Consider the following 13,766-nt stretch of genomic DNA (forward strand, 5'->3'; position numbering starts at 1 on the left):
GCTTAGCTGTACGCCCAAGAAAAACGCGTAAGGCAATCACTGTGAGTAAAATGCACCACGAGACATTGATTTGCTTGAGATACACCAAAGCGAGGGTGCCAGGCCGTAGTCTCAACCTCTGCTCGCCCCCCTTCGATGGAAAATGAAATCTTTTGCCCACTAGGTAATGTCAGTCGGCCTCGCTTTGGATCTGCAAGCGATAACGACACAGAAGGGTGGCAGTGAAAACGAGCCTTGGCCTGCCCGAAGCGCCCTCTCAGACTATCCGCCACGGTCAGCCTTCCATCACCGATACACCACTCACGGCGATGCTCGACGCGGCCGGGCCGGCGCCGGTAGCCGTCGTGACTGCCCTGCACTGTCAAGCTCCCTTCCTCTACGCTGATCCGTACGGGCCCAGGGCGAGCACGCCGCGCAACTCGAAAGCCGGCCCATACTTCGGATGAGTTTTCATTATCGACCACTACCGTGTTGTGAGCCGCAGTAGAGCGCTGACGATGACGTTCTACGTTATCGCCGTATTGGGAAGTCCCCGAATTGACCAGTACGCGCTGTCCAAACAGGCTTAGTTCAAAACTAAGCGTATCGGCATGGGCATGGCCGGGCTGGTAGTCCGGCCCTACCGGCGCTACATCGATTATGGCCTTGCCGCCATGATCCCATTCCACCGCCACATAGCCGCTCTCTCTGGCATGCCGCGCAGCGTAGCGAACCCCCTGGGTGACGATTGAGGTTGCGGCCAAGGGCTCGAGGATCTTGAGCCCCAATCGCTCGGCATAGGCGTCTAGATTCGCCAAGGTGGGAGCAACACCGAAAGCGGCATCATTGAAAAAGCCGATTTCGCCGTCCGGATGGCTCATCCACTGAAGCCACCCCAACCCGCGCTCCAGGAAAGAGCGCCAAGCCGCGGCACGCTCGCGCAGAGCCACCAATCCACTGCACTCGGACAGATGAATCAGGTCGGCCAGATCCCATAGCAGTGCGGCGTGATACATGGGCGAGCGCTCGAAGTGCGCTCCATCGGCCAAGAACTGCTCGGGAACTTGCTCATCGAGAATGTCGAGCCCCTGACGTAGCCAGCGCTCGGCGTCCTCGCCTTGCAAAAATGCGCCGACAAAGGTCAGTGCCTTGCCGTTGGCGAAGAGGTGGTTGGCCAGAATGTGGAATTCGCGTTGGGCCGAGAGCGCCTGAGCCTGGCGCGCCAGGCTTGCAAGCCAAGGTGAGGGAACGGGCTCTCCACTCTGCCATTGCTGCCCGCTCAGCCACTTGGTCAGGTTCACCAGCCGCAATGAGAGCGTATAAGGCTCCCAGCCATTGCCTACGAGAGGCGGATTCTCATCAAGCCAGCGCTGCACCAGCGCCCGGTGCTCGACGGAGCGTTCATCGGCATCCTGTGCACAAAGATCGTCCAGGTAATGCAAGTTATAGAGCCATAGCTTGCTCTTGCCGGGATGGTTCCAATCTTCCGTGCTAGCCAACCCACCCCGTTCGCCGAGGAACTGGAACTCGAACTCATTCGATGCCCCCTTGCCTACCAGCACCGGCGGCATCCAGGTGGGAGCCGACCAGCTATCGACCCAACGGCGCCGCTCTGCCTGCCCCAGCGGGGCCATGGCCTGCCGACGCACACGCTGGCGCAGCAAGCGGTAATATAGTCGCCAGCCGATTTGTCCCGGCTTGAGGTAGCGAACGGTATGAAACAGACGGGTATAACGCGTCAACATCAAAGCAATTCCGCAACGAGATAAGCAACGCCAGAGACCCGGCGTTATGTGAAAATCTGCGAGGGTATCAGCACCGGCTCGATGTGGGCGGCGTAGAGCCCCAAAATCGACAGGTCCGCTTGGCAGTAATCAATTAGTACATTGGCATCTGTGATGATCGGCATCGTGTTCGCCAGCAGCCGTCGTCAGCTCATCCAGGAGCGGGTAAGTTCCCGCATTTCCATGAGTGGCAGGTTGAGAATCTCGCTTCCGCGTGATAGCGAGATGAGACCATCCTCCAATCCCCGGCGCACCAAACGGGCCAGACGATCTTCCTTGAAGTCGTAAGCATCCATTCCGAACGGCTCTTCACCGACCGGCCGCTCGCTATAGAGCGAATGGTAAACCTCGGCATCGATGCCGCTGGGCTCGTCGTGCTTGAGCAGTGAACGAGACCGCTGTCGCTTGTATTCCGCATTGAAGCGTGCCCAGAGCCCACCACGCGATGCTTCGGGCATGCTCTCCGCCACCCGGAACAGCACGGTACGCCAACTGACACGAAACACCCGCTTGACCTTGAATACCCGGTCGAGCAGCGAGAGCCCCGCGGTCTCGTCCCATTCACGACGAAAAGCGGCTTCCGGCATCAGGAAGTGCGAAGCAAAGCGGTCGGCTTCACGTTCCTGGTCGGCATCTTCCTCAGAGGCGGCAACATCGTAAGCCCCGAGGTGCATCAACAAGTGCCCAAGCTCGTGCACGGCACTGAAGATCCAAGTCTCGACCGGCAGCCGTTCCCAGGTATTGACCACGATGGCAGGCCCCCCGCGCTCTTCAGTTCCGACGGAGAGCCCCATGAAGGCATCATTGGGAACGGAAACCGAGCGCACCTTGATGCCGCGCGCCTCCAGCAGACCACAGATATCGTGTACCGGCTCGCGGTCGTTGAGGTGGAACGCCGATCTCACCCGCTGTGCATAGCTCGGGATATCTTCCGCGCCATGCTGGTGGTATGCCTTCCACAACGGCTCGAGCGCATGCGGCGGCCGCTCTCCGGTCAGGTCTTCCAGGTCAGCGAAATCCTGCAGCCAAACGGCAACATCCGCCAGAATCTGGCCACGGCTCTTCAGCCTGCGCAACGAGCGAAAGCGCACTTGCTCGAGCGACGCTACCGGCATCAGCAGCTCCTGAAGCGGCACCCCCAACACACGAGCAATCGACTTGAGCGACTCCGGACGCGGGCTTTCAGTCTTGGCTAGCTCCAGCTTGCGGTAACCGCTCAGCGAGAGTCCTGAGGCCTCAGCCAGTTCGGCCTGCGATATACCCGACTCCTTCCTTAGACGGCGCAAATTGATGCTGATGTGCTCGATGCTCATCCCCCTGCCTCCTGGCCCACCCCTCTAAGTAACTAAAATAGCAGAGCGGCGCATTATAGTCACTTTTAGCATTGCTGTCCCCTTAGGACCATGGCACATCAGGTCGGCAGTGGAGAAGGAACCGCCAGTCGCCGCGCCTGCCCGGCCCATACCCCCCGGGTGTCGACCAGCAGGCGGCCGGTCAATTGCTCTTGCCCGATTTTCTTGAACGCCTTGTGGTCGACCAACAGCACGATGATGTCCGCCTCGGCCAGGGCCACATCGATACCGACAAGCTTGGAGCCCTCCAGGCTCGTTGGCAGTACATCGATATTGGGCTCGACCACCATCAGCCTGCTGGGCAGCCTGGATTTCAATGCCTGGGTGATGGCAAGCGCCGGGCTTTCACGTAGGTCGTCGATATCAGGCTTGAACGCCAGCCCCAGGCACGCCACGGTGATGTCGCGGGCGGTGCGCTCAGGGTGCTGACTCAGGAACTGACCCACCGCTTGACTGACCTTGTCGATCACCCACTCGGGCTTACCATCGTTGACGTCGCGTGCCGTGCGGATCAGACGGGCCTGTTCCGGGGCTTCGCTAATGATGAACCAAGGGTCCACGGCGATGCAGTGGCCACCCACACCCGGCCCCGGCTGTAGAATATTGACCCGCGGGTGACGGTTGGCCAGGCGGATCAGCTCCCAGACGTTGATGTCGAGCCTATCGCAGATGATGGAAAGCTCATTGGCAAAGGCAATGTTGACATCGCGAAAGCTGTTCTCGGTCAGCTTGGCCATTTCGGCCGTGCGTGCGTTAGTGCTGATGCAATCTCCCTGCACGAAAAGCTGATACAGCTCACATGCGGCCTCGGAGCAACGTGGCGTCATACCGCCGATTACCCGGTCATTCTCCACCAACTCGCGTACCACGTGCCCCGGCAACACCCGCTCCGGACAGTGCGCCACGCGAATGTCCGACGCCTCGCCCAGTTGGCTGGGGAAGCTTAGGTCCGGGCGCGCCTCCGCAAGCCAGGCCTCCATTTGCTCAGTGGCCCCCACCGGCGAGGTGGATTCCAGAATGACCAAGTCGCCTGGCTTCAGTACCGGTGCGATCGAAAGGCTAGCCGAGTGAATGTAGCTTAGGTCCGGCACATGTTCCTTCCCCTCTTCACGCTTGAAGGGGGTAGGCACAGCGACCAGGAAAGCATCTGCCGGTTCCGGCACGGTGGTGGCCCTCAGGTAGCCCTCCTTGACCGCCGCATGGACCAGCATGTCGAGTTCAGGCTCGACGATATGAATCTCACCACGGTTGATGGTGTTCACCGCCTGCAGGCTGATATCCACACCGATGACCCGCTTACGGCGAGAGGCGATGACAGCAGCGGTGGGCAGGCCAATATAGCCCAACCCAATCACGGAAATGGTTTCAAGAGACATAAATTGCGTTCCTTGCGTACTGAGAAGGCTGCAAATTAAAAGCTTTGGAGAGGTCTAAGAGATCAAGCCGTAGCCAGTTCTTTGCTGGCCTTACGGGTCGAACCCAGAGATTCGGCAAGGTGATCGAGAATACGCGCGCAGGCCTGGCCGTCGCCGTATGGGTTGTGCGCGCGGCTCATGGCTTGGTAAGCGGTGTCGTCAGACAGCAGTGTGTCGAGTTCACGTGTGATGGTGGCCACATCGGTACCCACCAGTTTGACGGTGCCCGCCTCAACCGCCTCCGGTCGTTCGGTGGTATCACGCATCACCAGCACCGGCTTGCCCAGCGACGGCGCTTCTTCTTGAATACCGCCTGAATCGGTGATGATTAGGTGAGCCCGATTCATCAAATACACGAACGGCAGATAATCCAGCGGCTCGATCAGGTGGATGTTGTCGATATCCGCCAGCAGCCGGTTAACGGGTTCTTGCACCTGAGGGTTGAGGTGAACCGGATAGACGACCTGTACATCGGGGTGCCGGCTTGCGGTGATGCGCAGTGCCTGGCAGATGCGCTCGAAGCCACCGCCGAAGCTTTCACGGCGGTGGCCAGTGACCAGAATCATGCGGCGAGCGTCATCCAGGAAAGCGAACTGATCCTGGAATCGCGCCTGTAACGCAGGTGTCGTTTCAAGCTTCTCGATTACATCCAGCAAGGCATCGACCACCGTATTCCCCGTGACCAGGATGCTATCCGGCTTGGCGCCCTCCTCGAGCAGGTTGCGGCGCGAGCGCTCGGTCGGCGCAAAGTGCCACGCGGCCAGAGCTCCGGTCAGCTTGCGGTTGGCCTCTTCCGGCCACGGGGAGTAAAGGTTACCGGTGCGCAGCCCCGCTTCGACATGAGCCACCGGTATTTGCTGGTAGTAGGCGGCTAGGGTCACTGCAAAGGTAGTGGCCGTATCACCGTGCACCAGCACCACATCGGGCCGCCAATCACTCAGTACGCCTTTCATACCCTGCAGAATGGCGGCAGTGACATCGGTCAGATCCTGACCTGGCCGCATGATCGAAAGATCATAGTCCGGTATCAGTTCGAACAACGCTAGTACCTGATCCAGCATCTCCCGGTGCTGGCCAGTCACGCATACACGCGTATCGAAGCGTGGATCCGCCTGCAGGGCGAGGGACAGAGGCGACATCTTGATCGCCTCAGGGCGTGTGCCGAAGACACAGAGCGTGCGCAGTGGCCGCGGTGAAGTCATACGGTCTGCCTTCATCAGGATTGTAGGATTGGGATCGCTTGCGCCAATAGGTGGTCAGAGCGATGCGAGGTAGCTACTGGCCGCGAAGCGCCTCAGCCGCTTCGATGCTGACTCGCGCTACCTCGAAGATTTCTTCAGCGGGTATGGGGGTAGCCCGACCTTGCTCGACGGCGGTAAGGAACGCCGCCGCGCAGGCCTTCTGACCCTTGTCTTGTTTCCACAGGGTGAGCTTGCGAAAGCCCGGCCAGCCGTAGCCCTTAAGCTTGCGAAAGTTGTCGAGTTGAAGGACCCGCCCGGCGGTAAACACCTCGACGCGCTCCTTGGGGAAGCTTGCCGCGCCGTTGGCCAGATAGTGGATAGTGCCGAAGGAACCGTCAGCGAAGCCAAGGGTGATGGCCGCCTTGTCCTCGGTGATCGCCATACCCGGGTTATCGCCCATTCGCCGCGCCTGAACCGAGACAATGGGGCTGCCGGCCAGGAAGCGCATCAGGTCAATGAAGTGGCAGGCCTCGCCGATAATGCGTCCTCCGCCCACTGCGGGATCCTGCGTCCAGTGCTCGGGAGGGATGGCCCCGGCGTTCATGGTCATGATGAAGCTCTTGGGTTCGTTCACCGTCCCCAGCAGCTTTTTCATTTTCTGGACCTGGGGAGCGAAGCGGCGGTTGAAGCCCAACATCAGGTGAGGCTGTTGGCCGCTGGCGTGGGCCGTGTGGTAGGCCGCCTCTACCTCGGCCAACCCCTCCCTGCAAATCGCCAAGGGCTTTTCGACGAAGACATGCTTACCTGCTGCCAAGGCTTGGCTAACGAAGTTTGCATGGGTGTCGTGACGGGTGACGATGGCCACGGTGTTGACGGTGTCGTTGGCTAGCAGCCCCACCAGATCCGTAGAGGCTTCGGCAAAACCCGCTTTCTCACCGTGAATCACCCCGTTGATGCCACCTGCGGTAACCAGAGTATGCAACTGGGCACCAGCAGCCTTGAAGGCCGGGATCAGCACTCGAGAAGCGTAGTTACCGGCGCCGATCATACCCAGCACAGGCCGGGTAGCATCGAACTGTACTTCGCGGTTAAGGGTAACGGACGAAACGGTGCGCTGCTCTAGCGGTGCATCATACTCCAGCAAGATACCCAAGGCCGCGCGCTCCTCGGTGAGCACCCGGTAGGCCTCGGGCACATTAGCGAAAGCGAAGCGGTGAGTGATAAGCGGCTCGACGTCCAACTGGCCGCTGGCCAGCATATCCAGCACGGCCTCGAAATTGCGCTGCTCGGTCCAGCGCACGAAGCCGAGAGGATAGTCATTGCCCTTTTCCTCGTAGTTCGGATCGTAGCGGCCCGGGCCGTAGGAGCAGGAGACCTGAAAGCTGAGCTCCTTCTCATAGAAGTCGGCACGGTTGAGTTCCAGCCCGGTAACGCCCACCAGGATGATGCGCCCACGCTGGCGACTCATACGCGCCGCCTGGGTGACCGGATCGTTCGACTTGGTGGAAGCAGTAATGATGACACCATCCACGCCGTTACCGCGGCTGAAGGCGAGCCCCGCCGCCACCGGGTCTTCGCCCTGAGCCGGGTTGCAAATCTCGGCGCCGAACTTTTCGGCCAAGGCCAGCTTGGCGGCATCGAAATCGATGGCCAGCACACGACAACCGTGGGCACGCAGCAGCTGTACCGTCAACAGCCCGATCAACCCCACCCCGGTAACCACAAAAGCCTCGCCTAGAGTCGGCTGCGCCAGTCGGATTCCCTGCAGGCCGATAGCGCCTACCACAGTAAAGGCCGCCTGTTCGTCGGAAACACCTTCGGGAATTCGCGCGCAGAGATTCTGCGGTACCTTGACGATCTCGGCATGAGGCCCGTTGGAGGCCACACGATCACCGGGCTTGAAGCCTAAAACACCCTGCCCCACTTCGCTGACCACGCCGACATTGCAGTAGCCTAGCGGCAGCGGCTGGGCCAACTTTGAGCGCACCGCCTCCATCGTGGTCATCAAGCCATCGGTCTGAACCTTCTCCAGCACCATCTTCACCTTCTCCGGCTGCTGACGGGCCTTCTGCAGGTAGGAGGCGCGGCCGAAATCCACCAGCATGCGCTCGGTACCGGCGGAGACTAAGGTAGTTGAGGTTGAAATCAGCAGGCTACCGGTGCTGGCACGAGGTGAAGGGGCTTCGGTAAGGGTGGTGGCGCCTTTGGCCAGGTCTTGGAGGACTTGTTTCATTGATTACTCAAATTTCAAGAACAACTTATAGTGAAAATACAGACCAAGCATCAATTGAGTTCAGACACAACAAGCTTCATTTTCCCTCTTGAAGTCTTCTGGATTTCTGAAACTTTTTCATATTTTATAGAAATTTTATCACCCACGCGAAGACGAAGTTCACTTTCCAGTTTCACAAGGCAATTTTCGTCCCAACCACTTGCTGGAATATAACGTACAGTTAGCGCCCCATCTTTACCTTGATATAACTGAGCACCAGCCAAACCATCGGCATTATGGAATGGAGCAGCAAGAGAGGCAACTTTATCTCCGCTGGGAAGAATCACGTAATCAGTTAATCGCCCATCTAGATTTTCAACCACTCTACCAGGATGGCCACATGAACACTCTTCTGAGCTCAGCGTTGCCAGATCACCCGTATCATACCGAAGAACAGAAAATGCATAATTGTCAAAAGGCGTCCCAATTATACTGCATGCCTCGCCTTTTTCATTTGCAAGATACTCCACATAACTAAAGTCTTCGTCAGTGTGCAACTTCCCAAACTCACACTCCGAAATATTTGCCACAGCTTCAGCCAAACCGTAGTGCTGCACAACTTTGGTAAAAAAAGCTTTTTCAATAACCCTTTTTTGCCAGCCTAGCAAGTTCTCGGAACCCACTGTAACACATTTAACTTTAAAACAAACAGGCAAATCTAATTCAATGATATAAGATGCTAGCAATGAGATTGCTGTGGGATTTCCATGTATCCAAGAAGGCCGAATGGAATTTAGCGAATCCACATACAATTTTGCAGTGTCACGGGAAATATGGAATATACTAAATCTATACTCATTGCCAAAACGATTATATCTCCAAGGCCTTGACCCCATCTTTCCTTGAATTATTGGTGCAGAAGCAAAAAGAGCGCACCTATCGCCTATGTCAATACTGTGCCGATTCCTGTACCTCCACCACACAGCCCATTGCCTGGGTTCTACATTTTTTGACACTGGAAATGAAAATGACTCTCCAGTTGTCCCTGATGTTTTAATAACGGAGTCTGATGAAATTTTTTCTCGCGGACGAAAATCATCTATTTTGGCTTGAATTTCTTTTTTAGAAACAACCGGGATTAAAGAAAAAGCTTCTGGATCTTCAAAATCTTGCCACTCCATTCCGAGACTAGCGAAAAAACGAGAATAGAAAGGAGTCAAAGATGCACGAAAAAGAGATTCTAAGACCTTTCGCCTCCTATACTCTATAATTTCATTTTTTGACCATAAAGATCTGTCAGAAAAATCTCTAAAAGATTGTTTAAAATCCACTCCAAAACGGTGTTTAGAAAGCCGCCACCCTTGATAGGTGACGGCTAAGTCTTGAATACTCTCAGGAAGATGTTTGTATATTTTTACCATGCTTTCAAGTCTTTTATTTACAAGCGTCAATCAACAAAGATACAGCATAAAACTAAATAGAAAAACTATTTATCTCCAACACAACTTCAACTTGGCCTCATCAAACTAACAGCATGCTCAAACAAATCAATATTATCCCTTACCGCTTGACTGTCGCTTGATTTATTAATAGCAAAAGCCATAGCTCTTTTCCGCATGTTTAAAGTTTCCTCACTCAACATATTAGCGAAATCATCAATTTTCTTGGAAAAAAATGAACTATATTGGAGAGAATATGACCACCCAATACCGTATGCCTCCAAATCATCCCAGGGAGTTTGGTCACTAATTAAAACAGGCAAACCAGACAGTAAAGCCTCATGAATCACATGACCATAATTTTCGCCTCGAGTGGGAAAGAAAAATAAGTCATGCTGAGCTAGGTTAGCATTGACATTATTTGGGAGGACTTCACCCGCGTAGACTACAGTAATATTGTCTGGTAAATCTTCTATCAGCGACTCGCATCGCACCCAATACAACGTAGACTCTTTTGGCCCATAAATTGTAAATGTTACTTTCGACGAGACCTGACGTAATACATCTAAAGCAAAATCTAAATTTTTCTTTGGCGTTATGCGTGACAGGAAACAAACTTTCAACGGGGAATTAACTTCCCGAGCTTTTGGTTCAAAATTTGAAAAAGGGGCTATCGGAGTAAGATTCACAGCCACCTTGACTTGATCGTATCGAACAAATTTCAGACTACGTAGTATATCTTCTTTTTCTAGCGAACTTGATGCCTGCCAAATCAAATTACGGTAGAGACCGAGAACAGACGACATGCGTATATAGGCACGTTTCTTGAAGCTCTTTATACCAAGTGCGCCTGCAGAAAACTCTCCTCTAGGAGCCAAAATAATTGGTATGGAGTTAAACCTGTTTAGCCGACGAGATAACAATACACGCAAAGTGAAAGAAGAGTCAAAATAACTATTCAAATAGATTGCAGCAGGATTAAGATATGAGATAATCTTAACCAGCTTGTTTATTGAAACATCCTCAGGGCTTAAATACATAACTTTAGATTTTCCAACATGATGCCACTTCCCATGCTGGATGCTTTGATATGAATTCCTGTCGCCCGCGTCATGATCAAGAGTTAAAATGTAAAAATCAAATTTGTCCCCAAGGTGATCCACCATATTGACTAAAGAACGAATAGGCCCACCAGCCTTATAGCCAGGCAAATAGAATTTATTAAAAGCTAATACAACAGGCTTTTCTTTAAACATCGCAAAATCCTAACTTAAGAAAGGCGCGCAGGTAGTATTTTTTTCGCCGTTAATAATAGGAAAATTTTTTCAGCCCATATATATATGCATATAGGTAATAGCATCCACCAAACTCTTGAACCGAACGACCCCATCCCCCCCCAAAACAAAGTTAACAAATATGCCTGAAAAACAATAACTGCAACGGCAGAACGAAAAGAGCAGACATATACAATCTTGATCATTAGGCCAGTCAACAGGATCAAAAATAAACCACTTACAGGCCAAAAACCTGGAAGTAAATACATGTGTTCTCCCCACAAGCCCAACGAAACATTATAAACGTCACCGTAGCCTTCACGACCTATAAATTCATCTACAAACCAAAAACTGATACCTACTGGTTTTTCTTGCCAAATGTCTCGAGGAAACCAATTCAAAAAATATAAAGAAAACTGACCAAACAATTCACTTATACGTGCCTCACTGGAATTCAATGATAAGCTTATATCTTTCATCAACTCCAAATGGTGGCCAACAGAACCACCACCAAAGTTCATTAGCGCTAACCTAAAGCCATCCTGAGCTCTAATATAAATCCCGATCAGCATGCCAAAAGGAATTAATATATGAAATTGCCACATACTCAAGCTAATTCGCCGGTAATGATAAAGAACCAATACAGGCAATATTAAATATATCAAAAAAAGCAATCTTCCAAAACCGTTCCAGACCATAAAAAAATCATATAAAAGCAGCAAGTAAATGAATGAAGTAAGAACCAATACTTTCTTATGACTGTATTTTATATTTCCACAGATTCTACCTAGCATTAACAATGCTAAAGCCAAAAAACCGGCATGGACTGGCATCCAAACATGCAGGCCGACAAAAGAAAATAAAATAAAAATACAATACAAAGGGACAGCCCCTTTGAGTACAGTTGACTCTTGGGTGATTCCTTCTCGAAAGAAAAACCTGCTGAAGAATAGCAGAATTAGTGCCACCACATTAAAGAGCGAGTAAAATACGAAAGGCAAATGCACGCCTCTTAAAATATAACCCAAATAAGGGATAACATAAAGAATCAGCCCAGAAGAAAAAACAACAATACCCAGTGTGCCGTAATGTCGAAATTCCCGTAATATGTATATGAAAACAAAAGTAATAACTGCAAACATTGCCAAGGATGCCTCGCGACTATGATTATTAAAAAAATAATCAAAAACTACCGTCAGCAAGAGTGCAAAAAGAGCTAACCAAGTATCGCTAACATGCCTTTGTTTAAAAGCAATTGCCATAGTCTGACCTCATAATGACATGTAAAGGTCTTAGCTGAACACAGTTGTAAAAAATATACAAAAACAAAGCAATCCAAATTTAATGAATTACGGCATGATAGTTATCTGATATCTATCATAACCTAAAGCTCAATCATAGATATCAAGGTCAGGCAGAAGGCGTCCTACTCATTTATATACCAGAGACTCATTGAAGTTAGCAAAAAATTGAGATAAACACTACTACAGGCACATACAGGAAAAGCACTAATAACATTACTTCCTCAAATACTGGCAATTATTATACCAAGCTGACAACAAGTAAATTCTGTTTAAAAACTGTCCTGCAGCCTTACCGCTCCACCCCTTCCTTTCCATATTGCCATGCATGCGATTTATAACATATTTCAAACCTATCTTATCCCATAGGTTGCAGCTATATATTTCTTCAACAATAAAATCCCAGTTATTGATTATAACGCTAGATGAATCATAACTATATCCCATTTTTCCAAGTGCATCTGAATCTAACCCCAGTCTATCCTTTAATATCTTTCTAAGAATAAGCTTATTTTTCTTGCTTTCCCGATCAAAAAGATATTTTTCGGGCATCTTAGAAAAATAACCAGCCACTTGAAAATTTGAGAAAGGCAGCACCAAATTGCCTTTCATTGCATCAGAAAAATTTCTTACTTTTCTAATATGCAACTCGGCTGCTGTTACCGTGGTTAAAATATCCGTTTTAAAATCATATATTTCCCACCCCCGCCTTAAACAACTCTCTTTCTGCCAGTAAGGAAATACAGATATACTGTTCGGGTAAATTTTTTGGGCATCTGCTAAACTGAGCCCTGCCATCCCATACCATTCAGCCTGTGTTCGTAGCAAAGGGCATAATATACTTTCGGATTTCACTAAATTTCTCAATCCCGCCAGGTTAGCTGCCCACCTCCCTAGCTTATGAGTTTTAATGTCACGTTCTTTGGGTGGGATGGACATATATGTATCATTCCCCCCACCATCAATAAGATTCGCCTCTTTCAACTCCGGCACTTGAACTGAATATAATGGGTATGCAAGTGAAACGTTATCAGTGCATGGAAAAGGAGAATGTACAAAATAATCTTCAATAGCATGTTTATGCTGTGCAGTTAACTGTTCTACTTCTAGTAAAACAATGTGTTTGAAGCCTAAATGGCTTGCAATTTGAGCACTGATCTTACTTTCGTCTGCCACTCCGTTAGTTTTATGGCTGATTAGTGTTACCCTATCCTGCCAACCGGCTAAGGCTAACGCAAGAGCAATAGTGTTACTGTCTTTCCCCGCGCTGTGAAATAAGAAGCTTGGATAGGAAGAATTAATACGACTTGCAGTTGCCTCAGCAAGAACTTCTAGAATGTAATTTTCGTCCGGCCTCATTTCATCGGGTGACATGCGGCTGCCATTGAAAAACGGAAAAGTATGAGTAAATTCAACCTCAACTTTTCGGTTAAAAACATTAACAAATGCAGCATCACCAATACTTAAAATATATATATCTTCATAAGCGGTTTTAGGGGGCGGCACTACCCCGCTTTGCAATAAAAAGGAAATGCCCTCGCAGGATACGGAAAGAGGCTTAGACACTTTAGGATTAGCAAGTAATTCAGTAATAGAATCACTGTATACAAGTATAGATTTATCTTTTGGCCAGTAAAGATACAAAGGGTTTTCGGCGGCGAGGTCAGTCTGCAGAACTGTATTAGGTGTGTCTGGCGTATGAAAACCAATCATGTTTCCGCGATTTCTTATGTAAGGAAGTTAGTAAAGTTTGAACCCGAGCAGTTGATCGCATGGAGCGCTCACATACTGACCATCATCACGGGTAGCGAAGAGCTGTTTAAACGGTT

Annotated in this window: 9 protein-coding genes; all 9 read right to left on the minus strand. The window is 51.1% G+C overall.

Annotated features, from left to right (window positions below):
- Positions 1-2: 2 nt before the first annotated feature.
- The 9 genes from B8115_RS16375 to B8115_RS16405 all read right to left on the minus strand — a co-directional run bounded on the left by B8115_RS16375 (position 3) and on the right by B8115_RS16405 (position 13,650).
- Positions 3-1,724: a heparinase II/III family protein gene (locus B8115_RS16375; RefSeq protein ID WP_010628913.1), complete on the minus strand. Its 1,722-nt coding sequence runs from the start codon at positions 1,722-1,724 to the stop codon at positions 3-5.
- A 185-nt stretch (positions 1,725-1,909) separates the two neighbouring features.
- Positions 1,910-3,076, minus strand: coding sequence for an ImmA/IrrE family metallo-endopeptidase (locus tag B8115_RS16380; RefSeq protein WP_010628914.1), 1,167 nt, complete (start codon positions 3,074-3,076; stop codon positions 1,910-1,912).
- Positions 3,077-3,174: 98 nt separating this feature from the next.
- Positions 3,175-4,491, minus strand: coding sequence for a UDP-N-acetyl-D-mannosamine dehydrogenase (gene wecC / locus B8115_RS16385; RefSeq protein WP_010628915.1), 1,317 nt, complete (start codon positions 4,489-4,491; stop codon positions 3,175-3,177).
- A gap of 62 nt (positions 4,492-4,553) precedes the next feature.
- Positions 4,554-5,732, minus strand: a complete 1,179-nt coding sequence (wecB, locus tag B8115_RS16390) for a non-hydrolyzing UDP-N-acetylglucosamine 2-epimerase (protein WP_010628916.1) — start codon at positions 5,730-5,732, stop codon at positions 4,554-4,556.
- A gap of 73 nt (positions 5,733-5,805) precedes the next feature.
- Positions 5,806-7,944, minus strand: a complete 2,139-nt coding sequence (locus B8115_RS16395) for a bi-domain-containing oxidoreductase (protein ID WP_010628917.1) — start codon at positions 7,942-7,944, stop codon at positions 5,806-5,808.
- 50 nt (positions 7,945-7,994) lie between these two features.
- Positions 7,995-9,344, minus strand: coding sequence for a phenylacetate--CoA ligase family protein (locus B8115_RS23410; RefSeq protein WP_010628918.1), 1,350 nt, complete (start codon positions 9,342-9,344; stop codon positions 7,995-7,997).
- Between the two features lie 86 nt (positions 9,345-9,430).
- Positions 9,431-10,618, minus strand: coding sequence for a glycosyltransferase family 4 protein (locus B8115_RS16400; RefSeq protein WP_010628919.1), 1,188 nt, complete (start codon positions 10,616-10,618; stop codon positions 9,431-9,433).
- A gap of 14 nt (positions 10,619-10,632) precedes the next feature.
- A complete protein-coding gene (locus B8115_RS23415; protein ID WP_141638635.1) occupies positions 10,633-11,898 on the minus strand; it encodes a hypothetical protein in 1,266 nt (421 codons plus the stop codon).
- A gap of 255 nt (positions 11,899-12,153) precedes the next feature.
- Positions 12,154-13,650: an asparagine synthase-related protein gene (locus B8115_RS16405; RefSeq protein ID WP_010628920.1), complete on the minus strand. Its 1,497-nt coding sequence runs from the start codon at positions 13,648-13,650 to the stop codon at positions 12,154-12,156.
- Positions 13,651-13,766: the final 116 nt, after the last annotated feature.

It is taken from the genome of Halomonas sp. KM-1 (assembly GCF_000246875.1).
In the GTDB taxonomy this organism is placed as follows: Bacteria; Pseudomonadota; Gammaproteobacteria; order Pseudomonadales; family Halomonadaceae; genus Halomonas; species Halomonas aerodenitrificans.